Origin of the sequence: Enterobacter sp. 120016, assembly GCF_018383635.1 — a bacterium.
Lineage (GTDB): Bacteria > Pseudomonadota > Gammaproteobacteria > Enterobacterales > Enterobacteriaceae > Enterobacter > Enterobacter asburiae_D.
The window spans coordinates 1-24667 of the sequence record NZ_JAHAWC010000027.1 but is presented as its reverse complement, the minus strand read 5'-3'; the positions used below and the strand labels follow the sequence as shown (position 1 = coordinate 24667).

General features: G+C 57.5%; 24 protein-coding genes. 12 read left to right on the top strand and 12 right to left on the bottom strand.

Annotated elements, in window-relative coordinates; genetic code table 11:
- Nucleotides 1–900 carry a glycyl-radical enzyme activating protein gene (locus KIF87_RS22275; protein WP_213330745.1) on the bottom strand — a complete coding sequence of 300 codons (900 nt, stop codon included), beginning with the start codon at nucleotides 898–900 and terminating at the stop codon, nucleotides 1–3.
- Nucleotides 901–1028: 128 nt separating this feature from the next.
- Here KIF87_RS22275 and fsa point away from each other — a divergent pair, with 128 nt between their 5' ends.
- A complete protein-coding gene (fsa, locus tag KIF87_RS22270; protein ID WP_213330743.1) occupies nucleotides 1029–1691 on the top strand; it encodes a fructose-6-phosphate aldolase in 663 nt (220 codons plus the stop codon).
- A gap of 89 nt (nucleotides 1692–1780) precedes the next feature.
- On the opposite strand, the gene moeB is transcribed toward fsa, so the two are convergent.
- Together moeB and moeA are read right to left on the bottom strand one after the other, a co-directional pair.
- Nucleotides 1781–2533, bottom strand: a complete 753-nt coding sequence (moeB, locus tag KIF87_RS22265; RefSeq protein WP_213330741.1) for a molybdopterin-synthase adenylyltransferase MoeB — start codon at nucleotides 2531–2533, stop codon at nucleotides 1781–1783.
- Nucleotide 2534: 1 nt separating this feature from the next.
- Nucleotides 2535–3767: a molybdopterin molybdotransferase MoeA gene (gene moeA / locus KIF87_RS22260; RefSeq protein ID WP_213330740.1), complete on the bottom strand. Its 1233-nt coding sequence runs from the start codon at nucleotides 3765–3767 to the stop codon at nucleotides 2535–2537.
- Between the two features lie 188 nt (nucleotides 3768–3955).
- Here moeA and iaaA point away from each other — a divergent pair, with 188 nt between their 5' ends.
- The 5 genes from iaaA to gsiD are packed head-to-tail and all read left to right on the top strand — an operon-like array spanning nucleotide 3956 to nucleotide 10178.
- A complete protein-coding gene (iaaA, locus tag KIF87_RS22255) occupies nucleotides 3956–4894 on the top strand; it encodes a beta-aspartyl-peptidase (RefSeq protein ID WP_213330738.1) in 939 nt (312 codons plus the stop codon).
- Nucleotides 4895–4905: 11 nt separating this feature from the next.
- On the top strand, nucleotides 4906–6777 hold the full coding sequence (gsiA, locus tag KIF87_RS22250) for a glutathione ABC transporter ATP-binding protein GsiA (RefSeq protein WP_213330736.1): 1872 nt from the start codon (nucleotides 4906–4908) through the stop codon (nucleotides 6775–6777).
- 23 nt (nucleotides 6778–6800) lie between these two features.
- Entirely contained in the window at nucleotides 6801–8339 is a 1539-nt protein-coding gene (gsiB, locus tag KIF87_RS22245; RefSeq protein WP_213330734.1) for a glutathione ABC transporter substrate-binding protein GsiB, read from the top strand.
- 5 nt (nucleotides 8340–8344) lie between these two features.
- Entirely contained in the window at nucleotides 8345–9265 is a 921-nt protein-coding gene (gene gsiC, locus KIF87_RS22240; protein ID WP_116343413.1) for a glutathione ABC transporter permease GsiC, read from the top strand.
- 1 nt (nucleotide 9266) lies between these two features.
- Entirely contained in the window at nucleotides 9267–10178 is a 912-nt protein-coding gene (gsiD, locus tag KIF87_RS22235) for a glutathione ABC transporter permease GsiD (protein WP_024908682.1), read from the top strand.
- A gap of 63 nt (nucleotides 10179–10241) precedes the next feature.
- On the opposite strand, the gene rimO is transcribed toward gsiD, so the two are convergent.
- A complete protein-coding gene (gene rimO, locus KIF87_RS22230) occupies nucleotides 10242–11567 on the bottom strand; it encodes a 30S ribosomal protein S12 methylthiotransferase RimO (RefSeq protein ID WP_058841665.1) in 1326 nt (441 codons plus the stop codon).
- A gap of 216 nt (nucleotides 11568–11783) precedes the next feature.
- On the opposite strand from rimO, the gene bssR reads away from it, so the two are divergent.
- Nucleotides 11784–12167: a biofilm formation regulator BssR gene (gene bssR, locus KIF87_RS22225; protein WP_023310914.1), complete on the top strand. Its 384-nt coding sequence runs from the start codon at nucleotides 11784–11786 to the stop codon at nucleotides 12165–12167.
- Between the two features lie 107 nt (nucleotides 12168–12274).
- Nucleotides 12275–13393 (top strand): PQQ-dependent sugar dehydrogenase, encoded by a 1119-nt coding sequence (locus tag KIF87_RS22220; RefSeq protein WP_213330732.1) that lies wholly within the window; start codon nucleotides 12275–12277, stop codon nucleotides 13391–13393.
- Here the strand turns inward: KIF87_RS22220 and KIF87_RS22215 are convergent, their stop codons facing one another.
- Complete coding sequence (locus KIF87_RS22215) at nucleotides 13394–14020, bottom strand: glutathione S-transferase family protein (protein WP_121425685.1); 627 nt, start codon at nucleotides 14018–14020, stop codon at nucleotides 13394–13396.
- A 240-nt stretch (nucleotides 14021–14260) separates the two neighbouring features.
- Between KIF87_RS22215 and dacC the strand changes: the two genes are divergently transcribed.
- Entirely contained in the window at nucleotides 14261–15466 is a 1206-nt protein-coding gene (gene dacC, locus KIF87_RS22210; protein WP_047061880.1) for a serine-type D-Ala-D-Ala carboxypeptidase, read from the top strand.
- A gap of 67 nt (nucleotides 15467–15533) precedes the next feature.
- On the opposite strand, the gene deoR is transcribed toward dacC, so the two are convergent.
- From deoR to KIF87_RS22195, 3 genes are all read right to left on the bottom strand, one after another.
- Nucleotides 15534–16292, bottom strand: coding sequence for a DNA-binding transcriptional repressor DeoR (deoR, locus tag KIF87_RS22205; RefSeq protein WP_008503427.1), 759 nt, complete (start codon nucleotides 16290–16292; stop codon nucleotides 15534–15536).
- A 68-nt stretch (nucleotides 16293–16360) separates the two neighbouring features.
- On the bottom strand, nucleotides 16361–16969 hold the full coding sequence (ybjG, locus tag KIF87_RS22200; protein WP_213330730.1) for an undecaprenyl-diphosphate phosphatase: 609 nt from the start codon (nucleotides 16967–16969) through the stop codon (nucleotides 16361–16363).
- A 7-nt stretch (nucleotides 16970–16976) separates the two neighbouring features.
- Entirely contained in the window at nucleotides 16977–17705 is a 729-nt protein-coding gene (locus tag KIF87_RS22195; RefSeq protein WP_213330728.1) for a phosphatase PAP2 family protein, read from the bottom strand.
- A 168-nt stretch (nucleotides 17706–17873) separates the two neighbouring features.
- Here KIF87_RS22195 and KIF87_RS22190 point away from each other — a divergent pair, with 168 nt between their 5' ends.
- Nucleotides 17874–19106, top strand: a complete 1233-nt coding sequence (locus KIF87_RS22190) for an MFS transporter (RefSeq protein ID WP_063143065.1) — start codon at nucleotides 17874–17876, stop codon at nucleotides 19104–19106.
- Nucleotides 19107–19197: 91 nt separating this feature from the next.
- On the opposite strand, the gene KIF87_RS22185 is transcribed toward KIF87_RS22190, so the two are convergent.
- Both KIF87_RS22185 and KIF87_RS22180 read right to left on the bottom strand, forming a co-directional pair.
- A complete protein-coding gene (locus KIF87_RS22185) occupies nucleotides 19198–20010 on the bottom strand; it encodes a Cof-type HAD-IIB family hydrolase (RefSeq protein WP_213330726.1) in 813 nt (270 codons plus the stop codon).
- The gene (locus tag KIF87_RS22180) at nucleotides 20000–21214 is read right to left on the bottom strand and encodes an MFS transporter (protein WP_213330724.1); all 1215 of its coding nucleotides are present in this window, start codon (nucleotides 21212–21214) and stop codon (nucleotides 20000–20002) included. The genes KIF87_RS22185 and KIF87_RS22180 overlap by 11 nt, the downstream gene beginning before the upstream one ends.
- Nucleotides 21215–21295: 81 nt before the next feature.
- Between KIF87_RS22180 and KIF87_RS22175 the strand changes: the two genes are divergently transcribed.
- Nucleotides 21296–21847: a TetR/AcrR family transcriptional regulator gene (locus tag KIF87_RS22175; RefSeq protein WP_047061468.1), complete on the top strand. Its 552-nt coding sequence runs from the start codon at nucleotides 21296–21298 to the stop codon at nucleotides 21845–21847.
- On the opposite strand, the gene KIF87_RS22170 is transcribed toward KIF87_RS22175, so the two are convergent.
- Both KIF87_RS22170 and arsC read right to left on the bottom strand, forming a co-directional pair.
- Nucleotides 21844–22614, bottom strand: coding sequence for an SDR family NAD(P)-dependent oxidoreductase (locus KIF87_RS22170; RefSeq protein WP_213330722.1), 771 nt, complete (start codon nucleotides 22612–22614; stop codon nucleotides 21844–21846). The two genes, KIF87_RS22175 and KIF87_RS22170, sit on opposite strands and share 4 nt — an antisense overlap.
- A gap of 118 nt (nucleotides 22615–22732) precedes the next feature.
- Nucleotides 22733–23164 (bottom strand): glutaredoxin-dependent arsenate reductase, encoded by a 432-nt coding sequence (gene arsC / locus KIF87_RS22165; protein ID WP_213330720.1) that lies wholly within the window; start codon nucleotides 23162–23164, stop codon nucleotides 22733–22735.
- Nucleotides 23165–23735: 571 nt separating this feature from the next.
- On the opposite strand from arsC, the gene KIF87_RS23480 reads away from it, so the two are divergent.
- Entirely contained in the window at nucleotides 23736–24476 is a 741-nt protein-coding gene (locus KIF87_RS23480) for a putative phage abortive infection protein (RefSeq protein WP_213330718.1), read from the top strand.
- Nucleotides 24477–24667: the final 191 nt, after the last annotated feature.

The window sequence follows — 24667 nt, the reverse complement described above, 5'->3', positions numbered from 1 at the left end:
TTATCCTCGTAAGGTCGCGGTTAACCCTTTCTGGCAGGCGTACTGCTGCGCGAAGTCCAGCAGGGCAGGGTTATCCAGCGGTTTGTCAGGGGCAGAGTAGGGTTGGCCGAGCAGGGTGTATTTGTTCATGCCCAGCGTGTGATACGGCAGAAAATGAATATCCTCGACGCCGAGTTCGTCGGCGGCGAAGTTGGTAATGGCGGTTATGGACGCTTCATCCGCGTTAAAGCCCTGGATCAGCGGCACGCGGATGGTGATTTTTTTCCCGGCAGTGGCAAGGCGTTTCAGGTTATTCAGGATTCGCTTAGCCGAACCGTCCGTCCACTGTTTGAACACGTCACCGTCGACATGCTTCAGGTCGGCGAGGAACAGATCGACGTAGGGTAATGACGGCTCGATATAGCGCCACGGCACGTGAAGGCAGGTTTCGACGGCGGTGTGGATCCCCTGTGCGTGGCTGGCTTTAAACAGGGCGTGCGCCAGCTCAGGGTTCATAAACGGCTCGCCGCCGGAGAGGGTGATCCCGCCGCCGCTGCGGTCGTAGAAGGGTTTATCGCGCAGTACGGTCGCCATGATCTCCTCGACCTGCTGCTCTTCACCGCAGACGGTCAGCGCCTGCGTCGGGCAGCAGTCGGTAAGGGCAGCGAGCGTGGCTTCATCAAGCTTCTCACGATGAATGACCAGCCCGTTCAGCGCGCGTTCGATACAGCCCGGCGCCGCCTGCTGGCACAGGTCGCAGCCGTCCAGACACAGACGCGCATCAAACAGCACGTCCCGGCTGCGGGAGCGGCTTTCCGGGTTCTGGCACCAGCGACAGCCCAGCGAGCAGCCTTTCAGGAACACCACGGTTCGAATACCGGGGCCATCATGGGTAGAGTAACGCTGAATATTGAAGATCATGATTTTGCCTCTCATCTTGCATATGAAGATTAAATGACTTTCGAATGAAAGTTATCTTGATGCAGGTCAACTACTGAGCAGGTTTTGTCGTGATAGGGTAAGTGCAGGCTATTTTTGAGGGTGACATCATGGAACTTTATCTCGACACATCTGACGTTGCGGCAGTTAAAAAGCTGGCGCGTATCTTCCCGCTGGCGGGCGTGACCACCAACCCAAGCATTGTGGCGGCAGGTAAAACGCCGCTGGACGTGTTGCTGCCAGAGCTGCACGACGCGCTGGGCGGCAAAGGCCGTCTGTTCGCCCAGGTGATGGCGACCACCGCCGAAGGGATGGTGGATGACGCGCGCAAGCTGCGCGCCATCATTAACGACCTGGTGGTGAAAGTGCCGGTGACCGCAGAAGGGCTGGCGGCAATCAAGATGCTGAAAGCCGAAGGGATCCCGACGCTGGGCACGGCGGTGTACGGCGCCGCGCAGGGGATGCTGTCCGCGCTGGCGGGGGCAGAGTATGTGGCCCCTTACGTTAACCGCGTGGACGCGCAGGGCGGGGACGGGATCCAGACCGTGGTTGAACTGCAGCAGCTGCTGACGCTGCACGCCCCGCAGTCAAAGGTGCTGGCCGCGAGCTTTAAAACGCCGCGTCAGGCGCTGGACTGCCTGCTGGCAGGGTGCGAGTCCATCACGCTGCCGCTGGACGTGGCGCAGCAGTTTATTACCTCTCCGGCCGTGGATGCGGCGATTGTGAAGTTTGAGCAGGACTGGCAGGGCGCGTTTGGACGGACGTCTATCTGACGGGGGCGGCCTGATGCCCTCACCCCAACCCTCTCCCACAGGGAGAGGGAGCAAACACTAAAACGGCAACCTGAAGGTTGCCGTTTGCTTTAACCTCCACAAACCTCACACCCCGGGTTACGCATCAGCTTCATCTCGCGGAACTGGCAGGTCATCGCGTCATACATCACGATTTTCCCCGCGGCAGGCGTGCCGTAGTGCGCCAGGACTTTGATCGCTTCCATCGCCTGCAGTGAGCCAATCACGCCGACCAGCGGTGCCATCACGCCCGCCTCAACGCAGGTTAGCGCGTTCTCGCCGAACAGGCGGCTCAGGCAGCGGTAGCAGGGTTCACCCTCAGCGTAGGTAAAGACAGTGATTTGCCCCTCCATGCGGATCGCCGCGCCGGAGACCAGCGGGATTTTGTGGGCAAAACAGCCCGCGTTCAGCTGGTTACGGACGGCGACGTTATCGGTGCAGTCCAGCACCAGGTCGTGCTGCGCAATCTGCGCGGACAACGCGTCGTCATCCAGCATTACGTCAATCAGGGTGAACTGAACGTTGGGGTTGATGCGCGTCAACGCCGTGCGGGCAGAGTCCACCTTCGGCTGGCCAACCGTCGCGTCGCTGTGCAGCGTCTGGCGCTGCAGGTTGGACACCGATACGGTATCGAAATCCAGCAGCGTCATTCTGCCCACGCCCGCCGCCGCAAGGTACTGCGCGGCGGCGCAGCCCAGACCGCCCAGACCAACAACCAGCACGCTTGCTGCTTTAAGCGCTTCCTGGCCCTCGAAGTCAAACCCGCGCAGCACAATCTGGCGGTTGTAGCGCATCATCTCCGGGTCGCTCAGCTCCACCGTCATGTCAGCCTCCGAACAGGTGGTTAAAACGCTCTACCTCAACCCACTCGCCTGCTTCCACATTGCCGCGCTCGCGCTCCAGCACGATAAAACAGTTGCCCTGGCTGAAGGAGCTGAAAATGTGCGAGCCCTGGTGCCCTGTGGTGCTCACTTCGAGCTCACCGTCCGCGTTGCGCGCCAGAATGCCGCGCTGGAAATCGAGACGGCCCGGTGATTTTTTCAGGCGCGTGGCGGCGCGCACGCGCTGGCGTTCCGGCAGCGGGCTGGCGCTGTTGCCGGAAAGCTTCGCCAGCAGCGGGATAACCAGCTGGTAGAAGGTGAGTGCCGCCGAGACCGGGTTACCCGGCAGGCCACAGAACCAGCTGTGTTGCAGCTTGCCAAACGCGAACGGTTTGCCCGGCTTGATAGCCAGCTTCCAGAAGGCGATTTCGCCCAGCTCTTCAAGGATGGTTTTGGTGTAATCCGCTTCGCCCACGGAGACGCCGCCGGAGCTGATAACCACGTCGGCAGCGTTATCCGCTTCGATAAACGCGGCGCGCAGTTTTTCCGGATCGTCAGGAATAATGCCGAGGTTAATCACCTCACAGCCCAGCTGCTCCAGCATCAGGTGTACCGCCAGGCGGTTGGTATCGTAAATCTGGCCCTCCTGCAGCGGCTGGCCCGGAAGCTGCAGCTCGTCGCCGGTGGAGAAAACGGCGACGCGCACTTTACGGATAACGTCGATTTCAGCAACGCCAAGCGACGCCAGCACCGGCAGTTCACCTACCGTCAGCTTCTGTCCGGCGGCGAAGACCGTTGCGCCAAGCGTGATATCTTCGCCCGTGCGGCGGATGTTCTGGCCCGCTTTGACGTTCGCGGTAAAACGCACGCCGTCGTCGGTCTGTTCGGTCTCTTCCTGCATCACCACGGCGTCGCAGCCGGCAGGAACCGGTGCGCCGGTCATAATGCGCACGCAGGTGCCCGCAGGCCACTCACCGCTAAACGGCTGACCCGCAAAGGCTTTACCTGCCACCGGCAGGGCGTTACCCGTCTGGAGATCTGCCAGGCGTACCGCGTAACCGTCCATCGCGGAATTATCAAACCCCGGCACGTTAAGCGGAGAGACGATATCGCGCGCGGCAATACGGCCAAAACAGCGCACGAGGGGCAGCGTCTCAACGTCATGCAGCGGGGAAATTCGGTCAAGCATCTGCGTGAGTGCCGTCTCAAGCGGCATCAGTCCGGCGGTAAAATCCATGGTGGGCTCCTGCGGAGTAACAACGAAAGCGCTCATTATGGCAGAAAAGTGCGGCTAACTGTATGACCCGATGGGTGTACGCTTTACATCACAGTTACGTCTTTCTATATTCAAAAATCATCTGAAGTTTCATCGACGATAATGATATTTATAGAAAAAGCCGCAAATCAGGCTAACGGGTGATGCGAATGGTTAATGCGGTAATCGCAATTCATGGTGGCGCCGGGGCAATCACCCGAGCACAGCTCAGTCCCGAGCAGGAAAAGCGCTATATCGACGCGCTGTACGCCGTTGTGGAAACGGGCCAGAGAATGCTGGAAGCGGGCGAAAGCGCGCTGGATGTGGTCACCGAGGCGGTGTGCCTGCTGGAAGAGTGTCCGTTATTTAATGCGGGTATCGGTTCGGTCTTTACCCGGGATGAAACGCACGAGCTGGATGCCTGCGTGATGGACGGCGTCACCCTGAAAGCGGGCGCCGTGGCGGGCGTGAGTCACCTGCGCAATCCGGTGCTGGCCGCGCGTCTGGTGATGGAGGCGAGTCCGCACGTGCTGCTGACGGGGGCCGGAGCAGAGGCGTTTGCCTTCGAGCACGGGATGGAACCGGTATCGCCGGATCTGTTTTCCACCGAGGAGCGCTATCAGCAGCTGCTGGAAGCCCGTTCGGCGGGCATGACGCAGCTTGACCATAGTGCACCGCTGGATGAAACCACCAAAATGGGCACGGTCGGCGCGGTGGCGCTCGATAAGGCCGGAAACCTCGCGGCGGCGACGTCAACGGGCGGGATGACCAACAAGCTGCCCGGGCGCGTCGGCGATAGCCCGCTGCCGGGCGCCGGCTGCTATGCCAATAACGCGACGGCGGCGGTGTCGTGTACCGGAACCGGGGAAGTGTTTATCCGCGCCCTCGCGGCCTACGACATCACCGCGCTGATGGATTACGGCGGCTTAAGCCTCAGCGAAGCCTGCGAGCGCGTGGTGATGGAGAAACTGCCTGCGCTTGGCGGCGTCGGCGGGCTCATTGCGGTGGATCGTGAGGGCAACGTGGCTTTGCCGTTCAACAGCGAAGGCATGTATCGCGCCTGGGGTTATGCCGGTGATGAACCGAGCACGGGCATCTATCGTGAATAAGGGGGCAGCGCGTGCCGCACAGTGAAGAACTGGACAACCGCAAAGTGCTGGCTGTCCATCAGCTCAATATTGCGTTTCAGGAAGAGCGGCAGTTCATCCCCGCAGTACAGAATTTATCGTTCACGCTCAGGCGCGGCGAGACGCTGGCGATTGTTGGCGAGTCCGGCTCCGGTAAGTCGGTCACCGCTCTGGCGCTGATGCGCCTGCTGGAACAGACGGGCGGGAAAATCAGCAGCGAGAAAATGCTCCTGCGCCGCCGCAACCGTCAGGTCATTGATTTAACTGAGCTGAGCGGTTCGCAGATGCAGGGCGTGCGCGGGGCGGATATTGCGATGATCTTCCAGGAGCCGATGACCTCCCTGAACCCGGTTTTTCCGGTCGGGGAACAAATCGCCGAGTCTATCCGCCTGCATCAGGGGCTGAGCGGCGATGAAGCGCTCAACGAGGCCCGACGGATGCTGGAGCTGGTGCGCATTCCGGAGGCGCAGGCCATTCTGGGGCGCTATCCGCATCAGCTTTCCGGCGGCATGCGCCAGCGGGTGATGATTGCCATGGCGCTCTCCTGCCGTCCGGCGGTGCTGATTGCCGATGAACCGACGACGGCGCTGGACGTGACGATTCAGGCGCAGATCCTGCAGCTCATCAAAGTGCTGCAGCAGGAGATGGAGATGGGGGTGATTTTCATCACCCATGATATGGGCGTGGTCGCCGATATCGCCGATCGGGTGCTGGTAATGCACAAGGGCAGCGCGGTGGAAACCGGCCCGGTCGAGCAGATTTTTCACGCGCCCGTGCATCCTTACACCAAAGCGTTGCTGGCGGCGGTTCCGCGCCTGGGGGCGATGAACGGCAGCGATTTGCCGCGCCGTTTCCCTCTGATTTCTCTCGAGGCGTCCGAGCAGCAGGAGGATGAGCGCGAGCAGGACACCGTGGTGCCGGGTAAGCCCATTCTGGAAGTGCGCGATCTGGTCACCCGTTTTCCGCTGCGCAGCGGCGTGTTGAACCGCGTAAAGCGCGAAGTGCACGCGGTGGAAAACGTCAGCTTCGATCTCTGGCCGGGCGAAACGCTGGCGCTGGTGGGGGAGTCCGGCTGCGGTAAATCCACCACCGGGCGCGCGTTGCTCCGTCTGGTGGAATCACAGGAAGGCAGCATTACCTTTAACGGTGAGCGCATTGATACCCTTCCGGACAGCAGGCTGCAGGCGGTGCGGCGAGATATTCAGTTTATTTTCCAGGATCCGTATGCCTCCCTCGATCCGCGCCATACGGTGGGGTATTCGATCATGGAGCCGCTGCGGGTACATAACCTGCTCGACGGCGAAGCGGCACAGCGTCGGGTGGCCTGGCTGCTGGAGCGCGTCGGCCTGAAGCCGGAACACGCCTGGCGTTATCCGCACGAGTTTTCCGGCGGACAGCGGCAGCGTATCTGCATCGCCCGCGCGCTGGCACTAAACCCGAAAGTGGTGATTGCCGATGAGTCCGTCTCGGCGCTGGATGTTTCTATCCGGGCGCAGATCATCAACTTATTGCTGGATTTACAGCGGGATATGGGCATTGCCTTCCTGTTTATCTCGCACGATATGGCCGTGGTTGAACGCATCAGCCATCGCGTGGCGGTGATGTTTATGGGGCAAATCGTGGAGATTGGGCCGCGAAGGGCGGTGTTTGAGAACCCGCAGCACCCGTATACCCGCAAGCTTATCGCGGCGGTCCCGGTTGCCGATCCCGCGCATCGTCACGGCCAGCGCGTGCTGCTGCAGGATGAAATGCCGAGCAATATTCGTAAACGCGGCGAGGCCGTGGAGCGCGTGACGCTGCGCGAGGTCGGTCCGGGTCATTTCGTCGCTCCCCCGCGTCAGGACAATGCGTTTTCGCGGTTATAACTTACAACAGGCAGGAGAACAGAATGGTTACATTTGTAGCGCGTAGATGGTTGTTAGCCGCGAGCGTGACGGCAGCCCTGGCCGCTGCCCCCGCGTTCGCTGCCAAAGATGTGGTGGTTGCCGTCGGCTCGAATTTCACCACGCTCGATCCGTATGACGCCAACGATACGCTCTCTCAGGCGGTGGCGAAATCGTTCTATCAGGGCCTTTTCGGCCTGGATAAAGAGATGAAGCTCAAAAACGTGCTGGCGGAGGGGTACACCGTGTCCGACGACGGATTGGTGTATACCATTAAGCTCAGAACCGGCGTGAAGTTCCAGGATGGGACAGATTTCAATGCGGAGGCGGTGAAGGTTAACCTCGATCGCGCCAGCAATCCGGAAAATAGCCTCAAGCGCTATAACCTGTATAAAAATATCGCCAGCACCGAGGTGGTCGACCCGGCGACGGTAAAAATCACCCTGAAAGAGCCGTTCTCCGCGTTTATCAATATTCTGGCGCATCCGGCAACGGCGATGATTTCCCCTGCCGCGCTGAAGAAATACGGCAAGGAGATCGGCTTCCACCCTGTTGGCACCGGCCCTTACGAACTGCTCACCTGGAACCAGACCGATTTTGTGAAGGTGAAGAAATTCGCCGGATACTGGCAGCAGGGGCTGCCGAAGCTCGATACCATTACCTGGCGTCCGGTGGTGGACAACAACACCCGCGCGGCGATGCTGCAAACCGGCGAGGCGCAGTTTGCCTTCCCGATCCCATATGAGCAGGCCGCCATTTTGCAGAAAAACAGCAAGCTGGAGCTGGTCGCCAGCCCGTCGATCATGCAGCGCTACATCAGCATGAACGTCACGCAAAAGCCGTTCGATAACCCGAAGGTGCGTGAGGCCATCAACTACGCCATTAACCGTCAGGCGCTGGTGAAGGTCGCCTTTGCGGGCTATGCCACCCCGGCGACCGGCGTGCTGCCGCCGGCAATCGCCTATGCGCAAAGCTATCAGCCGTGGCCGTACGATCCGGCCAAAGCGCGCGAGCTGCTGAAAGAGGCGGGCTTCCCGAACGGTTTCAGCACCACGCTGTGGTCGTCGCATAATCACAGCACCGCCCAGAAGGTGCTGCAGTTTACCCAGCAGCAGCTGGCGCAGGTCGGCATCAAGGCGCAGGTGACCGCGATGGATGCCGGACAGCGTGCGGCAGAAGTGGAGGGGAAAGGGCAGAAAGAGAGCGGGGTGCGGATGTTCTATACCGGCTGGACGGCCTCGACCGGTGAAGCCGACTGGGCGCTGTCGCCGCTGTTCGCCTCGCAGAACTGGCCGCCAGCCCTGTTCAACACCGCGTTTTACAGCAATCCGCAGGTGGACAAAGACCTGGCCGATGCCCTGAAAACCACCAAACCGGAAGAGAAAGCGCGCCTCTACAAAGACGCGCAGGATGTTATCTGGAAAGAGTCACCGTGGGTGCCGCTGGTGGTGGAGAAACTGGTGTCAGCCCACAACAAAGCGTTGACCGGGTTCTACATCATGCCGGACACGGGCTTTAGCTTTGACGATGCGGATTTAAAATAAACCTCATGCTGAATTATGTTTGTAAACGCCTGCTGGGGCTTATTCCGACGCTGCTGATTGTGGCGGTCCTGGTGTTTCTGTTTGTCCATATGCTGCCGGGCGATCCGGCACGTCTGGTTGCCGGGCCTGAAGCGGATGCCACTGTCATTGACCTGGTGCGTAAGCAGCTTGGCCTCGACCAGCCGCTGTATATGCAGTTCATCCATTATATTTGCAACGTTCTGCAGGGCGATTTTGGTATCTCGATGGTGTCGCGCCGTCCGGTGTCGGAGGAGATTGCCAGCCGCTTTATGCCGACGTTCTGGTTAACGATCGCCAGCATGAGCTGGGCGGTGGTGTTTGGGCTTGGCGCCGGGATTGTCGCGGCCGTCTGGCGCAACCGCTGGCCGGACAAGCTCGGCATGGCGCTGGCGGTGACCGGCATCTCCTTCCCGGCGTTCGCGCTGGGGATGCTGCTGATGCAGATCTTCTCCGTCGAGCTGGGCTGGCTGCCGACCGTCGGGGCCGATACCTGGAAGCATTACATCCTGCCTTCCATGACGCTGGGGGCTGCCGTTTCGGCGGTGATGGCCCGCTTTACCCGCGCCTCGTTCGTTGACGTGCTGAGCGAAGATTATATTCGCACCGCGCGGGCGAAAGGGGTCAGCGAGAAGTGGGTCATTCTCAAGCACGGCTTTCGCAATGCGATGATTCCGGTGGTGACGATGATGGGGCTGCAGTTTGGCTTCCTGCTGGGCGGCTCTATCGTCGTGGAAAAGGTCTTCAACTGGCCGGGCCTGGGACGCCTGCTGGTCGATTCCGTCGAGATGCGCGACTACCCGGTGATTCAGGCGGAAGTCCTGCTTTTCTCGCTGGAGTTTATTCTTATCAACTTAGTGGTGGACGTGCTCTACGCCGCCATTAACCCGGCCATCAGGTACAAGTAAGATGCGATTGTTGAACTGGCGACGTCAGGCCGTTTTAAACGCGATGCCGGGGCTAAAACCGGACCACGTCCGCACCCCGTGGTCTGAATTCTGGCGGCGTTTTCGCCGCCAGCCGGTCGCGATGACCGCGGGGCTGTTTGTGCTGCTGCTGATTGCGGTGGCGGTGATTGCGCCGTGGGTGGCGCCGTTTGATGCGGAAAACTATTTTGACTATGACCGCCTGAACGACGGACCGTCGATGCTGCACTGGTTCGGCGTGGACTCCCTCGGGCGCGATATCTTTAGCCGCGTGCTGGTGGGGGCGCAGATCTCGCTTGCCGCCGGGGTGTTCGCGGTGCTGATCGGCGCGGCCATCGGCACCGTGCTGGGTCTCGTTGCCGGGTATTACGAAGGCTGGTGGGACCGCATCATCATGCGTATCTGCGACGTGCTGTTTGCTTTCCCCGGCATTTTGCTGGCGATTGCCGTGGTGGCGATCATGGGCAGCGGCATGGCGAACGTCATCATTGCGGTCGCGGTCTTTTCGATACCGGCGTTTGCCCGTCTGGTGCGCGGCAACACGCTGGTGCTGAAACAGCAGACCTTTATCGAATCCGCCCGCAGTATGGGAGCCAGCGACGCCACGATCCTGTTCAGCCATATTCTGCCGGGTACGGTGTCATCCATCGTGGTCTATTTCACCATGCGCATCGGCGTGTCGATTATCTCGGCGGCCAGCCTGTCGTTTCTGGGGTTAGGGGCACAGCCGCCAACGCCGGAGTGGGGCGCGATGCTGAACGAGGCGAGGGCGGATATGGTAATTGCACCGCACGTGGCGATCTTCCCGAGTCTGGCGATTTTTCTGACCGTGCTGGCGTTTAACCTGCTGGGGGACGGGCTGCGCGACGCGCTGGATCCGAGGATTAAGGGGTAGTGCAGTGAAATGTGCCGGGCGGCGGCTACGCCTTACCCGGCCTACAAAAGCGGAGTGGGGGGATTAAACCCGGCTACCCCACAGGTCATACTCGTCCGCGTTTTCAACCTTCACGCGAATAATATCACCCGGCTTAACGCTGGTTTCGCCGTTCAGGTACACCGCGCCGTCGATTTCAGGGGCGTCCGCCATGCTGCGGCCAATCGCGCCTTCTTCGTCCACTTCGTCAACGATCACCATGATCTCGCGGCCCACTTTTTCCTGCAGACGCTCGGCAGAGATCTGCTGCTGCAGCTGCATGAAGCGGTTCCAGCGCTCTTCTTTCACCTCTTCCGGCACCTGGTCCGCCAGCTCGTTGGCGGTAGCGCCTTCTACCGGGCTGTACTTGAAGCAGCCTACGCGGTCCAGACGGGCTTCTTTGAGGAAGTCGAGCAGCATCTGGAAGTCTTCTTCGGTTTCACCCGGGAAGCCGACGATGAAGGTGGAGCGCAGGGTCAGATCCGGACAGATCTCGCGCCACTGCTTGATGCGCGCCAGCTGGCGATCAACGGAGCCAGGACGCTTCATCAGCTTCAGGATACGTGGGCTGGCGTGCTGCAGCGGGATATCCAGGTACGGCAGAATTTTGCCTTCCGCCATCAGCGGGATCACATCGTCAACGTGCGGGTACGGGTAGACGTAGTGCAGACGCGTCCAGATACCGAGCTTGGACAGCTGCTCGCACAGGCCCACCATGCTGGTTTTCACCGGCTCGCCGTTGTGGAAACCGGAGCGGTGCTTAACGTCCACGCCGTAGGCCGAGGTGTCCTGGGAGATGACCAGCAGTTCCTTCACGCCCGCGTCGGCCAGACGTTTAGCTTCCGCCAGCACTTCGCCAATCGGACGGCTCACCAGATCGCCACGCATGGACGGGATGATGCAGAAGGTGCAGCGATGGTTGCAGCCTTCGGAAATTTTCAGGTACGCGTAGTGGCGCGGCGTCAGCTTCACGCCCTGCTCTGGCACCAGGCTCAGGAACGGGTTGTGTTTTGGTTTTGGCACGTAGTGATGAACATGTTCCAGCACCTGCTCGTAGCTGTGCGGACCGGTGATCTCCAGCACCTTCGGGTGCACTTCGCGGATCTGGTCTTCTTTCGCGCCCAGACAGCCGGTAACAATCACTTTGCCGTTTTCCGTCAGGGCTTCACCGATGGCTTCCAGTGACTCCTGAACCGCGCTGTCGATAAACCCGCAGGTGTTAACGATCACCATATCGGCGTTGTCGTAGCTTGGCACCACGTCATAGCCCTCGGTGCGCAGTTCAGTCAGGATGCGTTCTGAATCCACCAGGTTTTTCGGGCAGCCCAGGGAGACGAAGCCGATTTTCGGCTGGTGCGTAACATTGCTCATAGGTTAAAAATTCATCAATTATGGAGTTATCAGGGCGGGATTTTACAGCGTATCGCGGGGGATTTATACACTCTTTGCAAGGCGGATGCGCCGGTCAGAGGTTGTAACATTGTAAATAATGTTAATCAGTTAATAAAAATTGATCCCAGGCATTAAACTGTACAAAAAATGTACTTATCCTGAATATGCACAATGGCTGACAGAGGAGGAAAGAGCATGACCGTTGACAGACTAAAACGCGATCTGCTTAACAAGCTGATCAACGCCCGAATCGACCTGGCCGCGTACCTGCAGTTGAGGAAGGCAAAAGGGTATATGTCAGTCAGCGAAAGCGAACATCTGCGTGATAACCTGTTTGAACTTTGCAATTTCATGCGTGAAAAAGCACCGACCCTGAAGGCGAAATACGGCGAAAGTGAGCTAATCGCCCTGCGCCGCGCCGCTGAGGTGCTCTCCATCGCTGGGGTATGTTTGATGAATGGACGCCACGACTGCCCGAATTTTATCGCTGTTAACGCGGAGAAGCTTGAAAACTGCCTGACGACGCTCTCTCTATGCATCATGTGCCTGAACGAGCACGAGAAGCTTGAACAGCACTGAGCCCAGGGGGAGGCAACTCCCCCTTCTGATTAAGCTTTTGTAAAAGTGGTAACGCGCCCGGATGCAGTGGCTAACCTTTATTCCATATGCCGATAAAGGAGCGCGTTATGCCTCGATCCTCGCTAATTTCCCTGCCTGCGTTGTTCATTCCGTTTTCGCTTCTTGCCGCGCCAGAGGCGGTCAAGGTCGAGGTGCTGCAAAATAAACTCGATCACCCCTGGTCCCTGGCGTTTCTGCCGGACAATAAAGGCCTGCTGGTGACCCTGAAGGACGGTCAGCTCAAACGCTGGCAGGCCGGAAAAGGGCTGTCCGATCCGATTGTCGGCGTGCCGAAGGTCTGGGCAAACGGTCAGGGAGGATTGCTGGACGTGGTCCTCGCCCCGGATTTTGAAAAATCGCGCCGCATCTGGCTGAGCTTCGCCGAAGCAGGGAGTGACGGCAAAGCTGGAACGGCGGTGGGCTATGGCCGATTAAGCGACGATCTGACGCGGATTGAAGCCTTCCAGGTGGTGTTCCGCCAGATGCCGAAACTCTCCACCGGAAACCATTTTGGCGGGCGACTGGTGTTCGACGGCAAAGGCGCGCTCTTTATCGGACTCGGCGAGAACAACCAGCGTCCGACGGCGCAGGATCTGGATAAATTGCAGGGTAAAGTGGTGCGCCTCACCGAAGACGGAAAAGTGCCGCCGGATAACCCCTTTGTGAATACCCCCGGCGCGCGACCCGAAATCTGGTCTTACGGCATTCGCAACCCGCAGGGGATGGCGATGAACCCCTGGAGCGACACGCTGTGGCTGAACGAGCACGGCCCGCGCGGCGGGGATGAGATCAACATCCCGGAGAAAGGAAAGAACTACGGCTGGCCGCTGGCGACGCACGGCATTAACTACAGCGGTCTGAAAATTCCTGAAGCTAAAGGCGAGCACGTTGAGGGAACCGAAAAACCGCTGTTCGTCTGGAAAGTGTCCCCTGCCGTGAGCGGCATGGCGTTCTACAACAGCGACGCTTTCCCGCAGTGGAAAAACAAGCTGTTTATCGGGGCGCTGAAGGAAAAGGACGTGATCGTGCTGAGCGTGGAGGGCAATAAGGTGACGGAAGACGGGCGAATCCTGGGCGACCGGAATCAACGTATTCGTGATGTGCGGGTGGGGCCGGACGGCTATTTATATGTACTGACCGACGAGACGGACGGGCAGCTGTTAAAAGTCAGCCCGTCCGGTGCGTAATCAGGTGACCGGGATCATCACCACGTTGCGGTATGCCGGTCGATCGCTCAGCTGTTTTAGCCAGCGCTCAAGGTGAGGGCGCGGCGTCCACTTCAGGCCCATATTGGTCAGGTTCCAGACGAACGGCGCCACGGCGATATCGCCTGTACCGAAGGCCTCACCGGAGAACCAGGCGTGCTTCGCCAGTTCGTCATCCATCATCGCAAACAGGTTTTCGCACGCATCCTGAGCGGCATGAATGGCCGGATAGTCGCGCTCGGCTTCCGGCGTACGGATAAGCCCCATCAGGATCACGCGGTGGGTAGGCGAAAGCGTCTGGTTCGCCCAGTCCATCCACTTTTCGCCCTGAGCGCGCCGGGCAGGGCTCTCTACCCACAGGCGGCCCTGACCGTACTGGGCGGCGAGGTAACGGACAATGGTGTTGGACTCCCAAAGCGTCGCGTCTGTTTCATCATCGCGCAGCAGCGGCACCAGGCCGTTCGGGTTCATGGCCAGATAGTCGGCCTCTTTGTTTACGCCGAACGACATGCCAGCCATGATTTGATTGAACGGTAAATCCAGCTCCTCGAGCGTCCAGAGCACTTTCTTAACGTTGGTCGAGTTGTTCCTGCCCCAAAGCGTAATCATATTTACTCCTGATGAGATGTGAATCCGGGTCAGCTTTCGCCATGGTGAGATAAACCTAACAATTACGCAACAGAAGACAAAAAAATCGTCTGAATCAAAGCGTATCTGAATGTTATTGCATAAACTTTAATAACTTTACCCTCGTTGGGTTTCTTTAACCGTTTTAGTGCGCTATTACTCATCGCTTCTTGCGACACGGTGATGTGACGTAATTTTTGAATGGACACTCGGGTGGCATTTATGACGCGTAAAATGACTTCTCTGCGCAGCCTTGCGACAGGCTCTGCGCTCCTTTTCCTGTTTGCACCAACTCTCTATGCAGCTGAACAGGCTGCGCCCGAAGCGCCGCCTGTGGATGCGCGCGCCTGGATCCTGATGGACTATTCCAGCGGTAAAGTGCTGGCGGAAGGGAATGCGGATGAGAAACTCGATCCGGCAAGCCTGACCAAAATCATGACCAGCTACGTGGTAGGCCAGGCGCTGAAAGCGGGCAAGATCAAGCTGGACGATATGGTCACCATCGGGAAGGATGCCTGGGCCACCGGCAACCCGGCGCTGCGCGGGTCTTCCGTGATGTTCCTGAAGCCAGGGGATCAGGTCTCCGTTTCCGATCTGAACAAAGGGGTAATTATTCAGTCGGGAAATGATGCGTGCATCGCGCTGGCCGATTACGTTGCCGGCAGTCAGGATTCTTTCATTGGCTTGATGAATGGCTATGCGCAGAAGTTGGGCTTAACCAACACCACGTTCAAAACGGTTCACGGTCTGGATTCGCCGGGACAGTTCAGTACCGCGCGCGACATGGCGCTGCTGGGGAAAGCGCTGATCCACGACGTGCCGGATGAATACGCCATCCATAAAGAGAAAGAGTTTACCTTCAATAAAATCCGCCAGCCGAACCGCAACCGCCTGCTGTGGAGCAGCAACGTTAACGTGGACGGAATGAAAACCGGCACCACGGCGGGCGCAGGCTATAACCTGGTGGCCTCCGCGACCCAGGGCGACATGCGCCTGATTTCGGTGGTGCTGGGCACCAAAACCGACCGCATTCGCTTTAATGAGTCAGAAAAACTGCTGACCTGGGGCTTCCGCTTCTATGAAACCGTGACGCCGATTAAACCGGATGCCACGTTCGTCAGCCAGCGCGTCTGGTTCGGTGACAAGAGCGAAGTGAATCTGGGCGCCGGTGAAGGCGGCTCGGTGACCATTCCGCGCGGTCAGCTGAAAAACCTGAAGGCCAGCTTTACCCTGACCGACCCGCAGCTCACGGCTCCGCTGAAAAAAGGCCAGGTGGTCGGGACGATTGATTTCCAGCTAAACGGTAAGTCGATTGAACAGCGTCCGCTGATTGTGATGGAAGCGGTGGAAGAGGGCGGCTTCTTCAGCCGGATGTGGGATTTCGTTATGATGAAATTCCACGGGTGGTTTGGCAGCTGGTTTAGCTAAACCTTATGGATTTTCTCCCTCTCCCTGTGGGAGAGGGCCGGGGTGAGGGCATCAGGCCGCACCCCTCTTAATACATCAACTTCACCTGCTGCGCCTTCGCATGGGCCACGATCTCGTCGTCCGGGCGGCAGTCGCTGACGATGGCATCGAACTGCGCCAGCTCGCCCATTCTTGCCGAACGCACCTTACCAAACTTGCTGTGATCGACCACCAGCACATGATACTGCGCCGCGCTTAACGCCCAGTGCTTCACCGGCAGCTCTTCCAGATTAAAGCAGGTCGCGCCCTGACGCACGTTGACGCCTGCGGCGGAATAAAACGCGATATCCGGGCAGAGATTGCTGAGCGTGTCCTGCAGGTTAAGCGGCTTAAAGATGGCGTTGCTGGCGTGAAACTCACCGCCGCAGAGGATCACCCGGCACTCGGGTTTCTCCTGAAGCGCCAGAAAGGTGTTCAGGGAGTAGCACACGGCGGTGAAAGGGATGCTGCTGTCGATGGCTTCGATAATCCACGGCGTGGTCGTTCCGCAGTCAAAAAACAGCGTCTGGTGCGGCTGTACCAGTGAGGCCGCAAGCCGTGCGGCTTTGCGTTTCTCTTCCACCAGGCGCGTCTTCTGGTCGCTGATCAGGTAATGGCTGGCGCTACGCGGCTCAAGCACAATATACCCGCCCAGCAGCACGACGGGCGCGCTTTCGCTGTTCAAATCCCGACGAATGGTCATCTCTGAGACGCCGAGGAGGTTGGCGGCTTCCTTAAGATGCAGCTTATCGCTGCGCTTCAGCGCCTGTAGCAGCTGAGCAATGCGGTCATCGCGACGTGTTTCCATAGTTCCTCGGGATAAAAAAAGTGAACCCCCGCAGGGCGGGGGTTCAAGTGTAACCTGTCAGGTTGGGGTTAGTCACGTATCCAGCCTTTGCGGATCGGGATAGCGAAAATGGCGCGATAGAGTGAAGACAGCGTGCGGTAGAGCGCTTCACCGAAGATACTCCACAGGATAGCCGCGCTCACGCAGCCAATCAGCCCGACCAGGAAACCGCCCACCATATCCAGCGGCCAGTGAACGCCGAGGTAAATGCGAGACCAGGCGATTGCCAGGGCCGCCACCATCAGGACCGCACCAGACCACAGGCGATGCCAGAACAGGAAAGCCAGCGCGAAGGTGAAGATCACCGTACCGTGATCGCTCGGGAACGAGTCATCCGGCGCGTGGTGCAGGAAGGTATAGCCCACGTGAGCCACAAAAGGACGGGGGTGTGGGAACACATGACCCAGTGCGAAACTGACCAGAATGCTCACGCCCAGCGCCATCGCCACTTTGATCACCAGCTGGCGGTGTGCCTTCACCTGGCTGCGGGGGCCCCACAGCCAGAGAATCGCAGCCAGTGCAGGCACGATACTAATCAGATCCTTTGCCAGGAAGGTGGCAAAATCGATCGTCCACTCAGGCGAGGCTGGCGTGGCGTTGATCAGATAAAACAGCTGATAATTCAGATTCTCTAACATAGCGTTATCACTCTTTAGCAAACCGGGTGGAAATAAGTCCGTAGACCACCACCTGGGAAAACCAGACCCACCACCCGGCCCACAGGTTGTGAGAGAAAAAATGCGCCCCGCGCATGACCTGGCCGTAGCCCATCGCCAGACCTAACACCACGCCCAGCGCGACGAAGCACCAGGCAAGACGCGGACGCTCGCGCCAGAAGGCAAAAAACAGCCCCATCACCATAAAGCCGCTGGAGGCATGACCGCCGGGGAAACAGCGCCCCGGACCGCTGTCAGCAGGGACGGCGCTGAACAGAGGATAAGACACAGCCTTACCGCCATATTCCACCAGATCCCACGGGCAGCTGTGATGGCTAACGCTTTTCAGCACGCCCACCACCAGCGCGCCAACGCCCATCAGCAGCGCCGCCGTGACCAGCCTTGCGTTACGCTTGTAAGCGCCGTAAAACAGCGCCACGGCGCCTAAGGCGATGGCAATGTACTTCGCCAGACGGTGGTTCAGCAGATCCAGCAGATGATCTTTCTGCAGCGGAAAGCTCTGCGTTGCCGCGTCATACCAAAAACCGGTGATCCATCTGTCGAGCGCTTCATTGCGTGATAACCACGTGAAAAGCACGGCAAGGGCGATCAGTACGAAAAGCTGATAACCATAAAAGCGGCCCGGCAAGCGGTAAAGTCGTTTTGTCTTATTTGTCTGTAAGTTAGACAATTCTGAACGGCTGGAAGTGAGTGCCATAATTTGGGGTCGTTGACGAGTAATGGGGGTATCATAAATCTGTCAAATTAAGGAAACCTTAAACGAAGACGATATGTGCTTTATTTCTGTTTACCCTCGATAAATCACTATCTCGGGCTGCGGCATTTCATTAAACTCGTCGCGATTTTGTCATTATTAAGAGATTGCATGTTAAACCGTTCTTCTTCAGGTTCACGTCTGGGTCGTCAGGCGTTGCTTTTCCCTCTGTGTCTGGTGCTCTACGAATTTTCTACCTATATCGGCAACGATATGATCCAGCCCGGTATGCTGACCGTTGTGGCGCAGTACAACGCGGGAATTGAGTGGGTACCGACCTCCATGACCGCCTATCTGGCCGGCGGCATGTTTTTGCAGTGGCTGTTAGGGCCGCTGTCGGATCGTATTGGCCGCCGTCCGGTGATGCTGACGGGCGTGGTGTGGTTCATCGTCACCTGTCTCGCCACGCTGCTGGCGCAAAACATTGAGCAATTTACCCTGCTGCGCTTCCTGCAGGGGGTGAGCCTGTGCTTTATCGGCGCCGTGGGGTATGCCGCCATTCAGGAGTCGTTTGAAGAGGCGGTGTGCATCAAAATTACCGCGCTGATGGCGAACGTGGCGCTGATCGCCCCCTTACTCGGGCCGCTGGTGGGGGCCGCGTGGGTGCATGTTGCGCCGTGGGAAGGGATGTTTGTGCTCTTTGCGCTTCTCGCCGCCTTCGCCTTCTTTGGCCTGCACCGTGCGATGCCGGAAACGGCCACCCGCATCGGCGAGAAACTCTCGCTGAAAGAGCTGGGGCGGGATTACAAAGAGGTGCTGAAGAATGTCCGCTTTGTGGCGGGCGCGCTGGCGACCGGGTTCGTTAGCCTGCCGCTGCTGGCGTGGATCGCGCAGTCGCCGGTCATTATCATCAGCGGTGAAAAGCTCAGCAGCTACGAGTATGGCCTGCTGCAGGTGCCGATCTTTGGCGCGCTGATCATCGGGAACCTGGTGCTGGCACGTTTGACGTCACGCCGCACCGTGCGTTCACTGATTATCATGGGCGGCTGGCCGATTGCGGCAGGGCTGATTCTGGCTGCGGTCGCGACCGTCGCTTCATCCCACGCCTATCTGTGGATGACGGCGGGGCTGAGCCTCTATGCCTTCGGAATTGGCGTGGCCAACGCCGGGCTGGTGCGCCTGACGCTGTTTGCCAGCGAGATGAGTAAAGGCACGGTCTCAGCGGCGATGGGGATGCTGCAGATGCTGATTTTTACCGTCGGTATCGAAGTGAGCAAGCATGCCTACGCGATGGGCGGCAACGGGCTGTTCAGCCTGTTTAACCTCGCCAATGGCGTGCTGTGGGTTGGACTGATGGTGGTGTTCCTGAAAGACAAACGCGTCGGAAACGCCCTGCAACCTTAACCTGTTTATTCCCTCTCCCTGTGGGTGAGCTCGGGACGGTCCCCTCTCCCTGTGGGAGAGGGCTAGGGTGAGGGCACAATACTGCACGGTATCAGTTAAACGGCGCCTCCCCGTTCAACACCTTCTCAATCACGTTTAAAACGCCTTCATCGTTATTGTGCGGCGCTTCAAAACGCGCCACCGCTTTAATATGCGGTCTGGCATTCGCCATCGCAAAGCTGAACCCGGACTGACGCAGCATCTCCACGTCGTTGCCGCTGTCGCCGAAGGCCACCACTTCGCTGTCGTCAATGCCCCAGCGCTTTTGCAGGATCCGCAAACCGTTGGCTTTATGCACGCCGGGGATGATCAGGTCGATACTGCCGTGACCGGTCGTGACGGGCACCATGATGTCGCTCAGCTTTTCATGCAGCAGCGCCTGAATCTGCGGAATTTCATCGTCAGACACATTAAGCCCGAACTTGAAGAAAATATCGTTCAGGTTGTCAAAATCGCTGACCATTTCGAGACGGTGATAGTACTTCGCCGCGATATCCTTAAAGCCCTCGTCATAGCATTTCAGCGTGTACGCGCTGCTTTTGCCGCAGGCGATGATCTCAATGCCCGGAACGTCGTTTAAGACGGTCGCGACGGTCTCGAAATGGGCTTTCGACAGTTCGCCGTTAAAGACATCCTCACCTTCGCTCACGACCCAGCCGCCGTTTTCAGCGACGAAGGCGATTTCATGCGCTATCTCCGGGAAAAACGAGATCAGCTGGTAATACTGGTTGCCGCTGGCGACCACGAAGCGAATGCCTTGCGCCTTCATGCGGGCGTACTGCGCCAGAAAGCGCGGCCGATTATAGGTCTTGGCATCGCTCAGAAAAGTACCATCCATGTCGACGGCGATCAGTTTAACGCTCATATCCCTTCTCCAGTGTCGTTTGATTCGTTTCCGGCTTTGCCACCGCGCGCGCCACCAGCGCCGCGATGATGACTAACCCTAACACCACCAGCATGGCGCTGCGCAGCCCGTAGTGCTCGCCGAGGAAGCCGAGCAGCGGCGGCCCGACCAGGAAGGCGAGATAGCCCGTAGTTGCCACCACGCTGACGCGCGTCGGGGCATCTGGGCCGGTATCGCTGGCGGCTGAAATGGTCAGCGGGAAGCCGAGCGATGCGCCGAGTCCCCAGAGGATCACCGAGACCCCGGCAATCCATTCCACGTCGACAAAGATGATCATCGCAATACCCAGGCCGCCCAGCAGGGCGCTGGCGCGGACCACCGCCACGCGGCTGTAGCGGTCGATAAACCAGCCGCCGGTGAAGCGACCCACGGTCATCCCCAGCGTAAACCCGGCGTAAATCAGCGAGCCGGAGGTCGGGCTAAAGCCGTGACCGTCTACCATCAGCAGCGGCAGCCAGTCGTTGGCGGAACCTTCCGCGAACGCCATCGCCAGCACCACCACGCCGATCAGCATCAGCTGGAAGTCGCGGTAGAAGGGCAGCCCTTTTTCAGCCGAGTGCTGTTCGTCAGCGGAGTTCTTACCGGTGCCGTCCGGGATCGCCCGGATGCCGGTCAGAATCGGAACGATGCACACCAGCGCCGCCAGCAGGATATGCAGATTCGCGCTCACGCCGGTGGCCGTCAGGGCCATCCCCACGCCCGCACCGGCCAGCGTGCCGAGGCTGTAAAAACCGTGCATCATCGGCAGCACGGTTTTGTTCATCTCACGTTCGACCGCCGCCCCTTCAACGTTGATGGCAACTTCAGCCGAACCGAAGCTGCCGCCGAATACCGTCAGGCCCAGGGCGAACAGCAGCGGCGAGGCAAACCACAGCGCCACGCTCAGTATCCCCATCCCGAACACGGCAACACACATGGTGGTGCGGATCACCGCCCGCGTACCGAAGCGTTTTACCAGCCACGCGGAGCAGAGAATGCCGCTCATGGAGCCTATCGACAGGCCGAACAGCACGATGCCCATTTCAGCGGTAGAAACGGACAAAATATCGCGAATGGCGGGGGTGCGCGTGGCCCAGGAGGCCATCAGCAGGCCGGGAATAAAGAAGAACATAAACAGCGCCCACATGCGTAGCTGCAGGGCTTTACGGGGAGAGGTCAGCGTCATTGGGGTAGCACCAGAAGTACAACAATAGCGACAACACTAGCAAGTTTGTGTACATTTGTACACAAACCACGTGAGGAATTTATGAGCAGACCACCGAACGATCCGCATCGACGGGAGAAGATCCTGCAGGCAACGCTCGATACCATCGCCGAGCACGGTATTCACGCCGTCACGCACCGTAAAATCGCCACCTGCGCGGGCGTGCCGCTGGGGTCGATGACCTACTATTTCGACGGCATGGAGCCGCTGCTGGAGGAGGCCTTCACGTGGTTTACCCGGCAGATGTCGCAGCAGTACCGGGATTTCTTTGCCGGCGTCACCGGCCCGGAAATGGCGTGCGAATCCATCACCACGCTGATCCACAGCTCGCAGGTGACCACGCCGCACAACATGGCGCTGATGTATCAGCTCTACGCCTTTATGCACCGCAGCGCGGCGCTCAAAACGGTGATGCAGGACTGGATGAAGATGAGCCAGACCACGCTGGAGCAGTGGTTCGACCCGGTCACCACCCGCGCGCTGGACGCGTTCATCGAAGGGATGACGCTGCACTATGTCACCGACCGGGCGCCGTTAACCCGCGAAGAGATCCGGGCGATGGTGGGCAGGATTGCGGGCGAGAGCGGCCGCTAGGTTGCGCCCGCGGTCATATTGACGGTGGTTCCCGTGATGGCGCCTGCCGCATCTGAGGCCAGAAACGTAATCGTGTCTGCCACCTGTGCCAGCGTCGGCAGGCGATGCGTCAGGGTACTTTGTGTGGCACCGCCGAGAAACTGCTCAACCGTAATTCCCATCGCCTGCGCCTTGGCGGCGAAGATGGTCCCCACATACGAACCCGCCTGCACCGCGTCGGCTATCGCATGCGAGCGCACGCACAGCACGCGAATATTGTGTGTCCCCAGCTCAGCCGCAAGGGCCCGGGTCAAGGCTTCCGTTCCCGCGCAGCCGACGATATGCCCGAGGTGGCCCGCCATTGTCATAGTGGCGGCGGGGGCGACGACGGTAATTATGGTCCCGCCATGCTCGCCGCCCATGCGGGGCGACGCGGCTTTCGCAATGTTAAAGTACGCGGCCAGGAAGGGGTCGAAACCCTGCCTGAACTCGCCGAGCGTTAATGCCTCAAGGCGTTTACCCTGATCGTGCATAAAGCCCGTGGCGTTGACGACGACATCTATGCGGGCAAGGTCCGGGAGCTGCGAGGAGTCATCGAGCGCATCGAAAATAAACGTGCTGGCAGACCCTCCGGCGGCGCGAATTCGGCTGGCGACCCGCTCCAGCCTGGCGTGGTCGCGCGCGGCGAGGTACACATCCGCCCCTTCACGCGCCAGAGCGTGCGCCGCTGAACTGCCGATGGCGCCGCTGCCGCCGAAGATGACGGCGGTTTTGTTTTTCAAGCCCATACCTGCATACCCTCACCAGGATTAACCCTCAAAAGTATGTGCCGGGTTTCGGCTGTTGCAACTCGGCAGGTGGGCGCGGTATGCGGTTGGCAGGCCTTACTGCGCCATTATCAACGGGTTACTTTGGCGAGATTTTTTTCCCGCTGGCGTCCACCACGGCTTCGCCATCCTCTTTCGTAAACGCCCCTTTCTGCGCATCGGGCAGGATGTCGAGGACGACTTCAGACGGGCGGCACAGGCGGGTGCCCAGCGGGGTTACCACGATCGGACGGTTAATCAGGATAGGGTGTTGCAGCATAAATTCGATAAGCTGCTCGTCGGTGAACGTATCTTCGGCCAGGCCGAGCTGTTCATAGGGCTCCACGTTTTTACGCAGCAGGTCCCGCACCGAAATGCCCATATCGGCAATCAGGGTGGTCAGCTTATCGCGCGACGGCGGGGTTTCCAGATAGAGGATAATCTCTGGCTCCGTGCCGCTGTTGCGGATCATCTCCAGCGTGTTGCGCGAGGTGCCGCAGGCGGGGTTGTGGTAAATGGTGATGTGGCTCATATCAGTGGCTCATTACAGTGTCAGGGAGAGACGGAGTATTAATGTTGCATGTCGTTGTGTAATCGCTAGTTTATCAATTTCAGGCAACAAAAAACCATTTGTGCAAATGGATTAATGAAAATAATTAATTGCCATTGAATCAATTGGTTAGTGTAATGATGAGAAGTGACGATTACGGTTTATTGCTAACAGCTGTCGTCATTTGAAAGGGATTCTATGGCCTGTAAATAAATCATGTTTTGAAGAAAATTGTGCAACATGGTCATAGGCCATTAAGGCTACAAAATCGTATTCATCTAAGCAGTATGAATGACAATGATCTTTTACCCGAAATTTTTAACGCAATATCTCTCGTTTAATAGCTAAATCCTAACAAAGTTCGGGTAGGCATGTAAAAAAACACACCCAATAATTTACAATGTTATTGGTTTGGAGGATAATTTTTTAATTCTAAGATGGCTTGTGGCGGTTTGTATTGAGAAGATTACTAGGTAGGGATTTAACGTACAGTGAATGGATTTTGTTTTTCCTCTTAATGATTTTTTGTTTTTTTTGTATTAGGGGTATTATAGTGAATATACTTGAATGGCTTTTTTCTACGCTAACGAATATAGCTGCTGATAATAAGGATTTAGTTCAGTTTTTCGTTGCATTTGGTACTGTTGCATCAGTAATGGCTGCACTGTATATCTCAACTAAAAATAACAAAAGAGATACATTTGAACGGAACTTCTCTTTACTTTTGGAACAGCATAACGAGCAATTGAATACGCTTCTTTCGCGAAACGATTTCGGAGGGAAGTTATCAGAAGTGTTAGGGTTTGCAGACGATAAAGATCTGATATCGGCAAATGAGCGAATGCATAAATTAGATTCTTATTATGGTAGCTACTTTAGAGTTCTTTATTACTTGCTCAAACATATTGATAAAAATTATTATGGATGTATATTCACCCATAAAAAAAAGAAATTTTATACAAGTATGGTTAGATCATTTCTAAATTCAGATATAACTATTCTTTTAATAATCAATGTGGCTCATGCAAAAAAAGGTAATCAGTATTATGGATACAGGTGTTTAATTGAAAAGTATTCATATCTAGAGCATTTGGTTATTGATGGTGAGGTATTTATTTCAGGTTGCCGTGAAGATATTGGAAATGGATATGCTTGGGAGAATGCTCTTGATGCTGATTCTTATGTAACAAAGCTCCAAATACTCGATGATATCTGTAAGGAGTTTCCATTGTCATCTTTTGGTGAGAATGACTGGAAGGATTATGTAACAAAGGTCAAGGGTCAGGCAATCTAATCATTTACTAAACATTCAAGTTTTTGTCAGTTTTATTATTTTTTATGCTCCTTTACAACAAGCAAAAGCATAGACATAAGTTGCTCAATAGCGTTATTTAAAATGTTTAAAATGTTTAAAATGTTTAAAATGTTTAAAATGTTTAAAATGTTTAAAATGTTTAAAATGTTTAAAATGTTTAAAATGTTTAA

Excerpts from the sequence above, each read along its gene's own strand:
- moeB (WP_213330741.1), bottom strand. The coding sequence starts at position 2,533 with ATGACGGTGGAGCTGAGCGACCCGGAGATGATGCGCTACAACCGCCAG.
- KIF87_RS22170 (WP_213330722.1), bottom strand. The coding sequence starts at position 22,614 with ATGGGCTTGAAAAACAAAACCGCCGTCATCTTCGGCGGCAGCGGCGCC.
- moeA (WP_213330740.1), bottom strand. The coding sequence starts at position 3,767 with ATGGATTTTACCGCCGGACTGATGCCGCTTGAGACGGCACTCACGCAG.
- gsiC (WP_116343413.1), top strand. The coding sequence starts at position 8,345 with ATGCTGAATTATGTTTGTAAACGCCTGCTGGGGCTTATTCCGACGCTG.
- KIF87_RS22175 (WP_047061468.1), top strand. The coding sequence starts at position 21,296 with ATGAGCAGACCACCGAACGATCCGCATCGACGGGAGAAGATCCTGCAG.
- gsiB (WP_213330734.1), top strand. The coding sequence starts at position 6,801 with ATGGTTACATTTGTAGCGCGTAGATGGTTGTTAGCCGCGAGCGTGACG.
- fsa (WP_213330743.1), top strand. The coding sequence starts at position 1,029 with ATGGAACTTTATCTCGACACATCTGACGTTGCGGCAGTTAAAAAGCTG.
- KIF87_RS22190 (WP_063143065.1), top strand. The coding sequence starts at position 17,874 with ATGTTAAACCGTTCTTCTTCAGGTTCACGTCTGGGTCGTCAGGCGTTG.
- KIF87_RS22220 (WP_213330732.1), top strand. The coding sequence starts at position 12,275 with ATGCCTCGATCCTCGCTAATTTCCCTGCCTGCGTTGTTCATTCCGTTT.
- KIF87_RS22195 (WP_213330728.1), bottom strand. The coding sequence starts at position 17,705 with ATGGCACTCACTTCCAGCCGTTCAGAATTGTCTAACTTACAGACAAAT.
- gsiD (WP_024908682.1), top strand. The coding sequence starts at position 9,267 with ATGCGATTGTTGAACTGGCGACGTCAGGCCGTTTTAAACGCGATGCCG.
- arsC (WP_213330720.1), bottom strand. The coding sequence starts at position 23,164 with ATGAGCCACATCACCATTTACCACAACCCCGCCTGCGGCACCTCGCGC.
- ybjG (WP_213330730.1), bottom strand. The coding sequence starts at position 16,969 with ATGTTAGAGAATCTGAATTATCAGCTGTTTTATCTGATCAACGCCACG.
- iaaA (WP_213330738.1), top strand. The coding sequence starts at position 3,956 with ATGGTTAATGCGGTAATCGCAATTCATGGTGGCGCCGGGGCAATCACC.
- deoR (WP_008503427.1), bottom strand. The coding sequence starts at position 16,292 with ATGGAAACACGTCGCGATGACCGCATTGCTCAGCTGCTACAGGCGCTG.
- dacC (WP_047061880.1), top strand. The coding sequence starts at position 14,261 with ATGACGCGTAAAATGACTTCTCTGCGCAGCCTTGCGACAGGCTCTGCG.
- KIF87_RS22180 (WP_213330724.1), bottom strand. The coding sequence starts at position 21,214 with ATGACGCTGACCTCTCCCCGTAAAGCCCTGCAGCTACGCATGTGGGCG.
- rimO (WP_058841665.1), bottom strand. The coding sequence starts at position 11,567 with ATGAGCAATGTTACGCACCAGCCGAAAATCGGCTTCGTCTCCCTGGGC.
- KIF87_RS22185 (WP_213330726.1), bottom strand. The coding sequence starts at position 20,010 with ATGAGCGTTAAACTGATCGCCGTCGACATGGATGGTACTTTTCTGAGC.
- bssR (WP_023310914.1), top strand. The coding sequence starts at position 11,784 with ATGACCGTTGACAGACTAAAACGCGATCTGCTTAACAAGCTGATCAAC.
- KIF87_RS22215 (WP_121425685.1), bottom strand. The coding sequence starts at position 14,020 with ATGATTACGCTTTGGGGCAGGAACAACTCGACCAACGTTAAGAAAGTG.
- KIF87_RS22275 (WP_213330745.1), bottom strand. The coding sequence starts at position 900 with ATGATCTTCAATATTCAGCGTTACTCTACCCATGATGGCCCCGGTATT.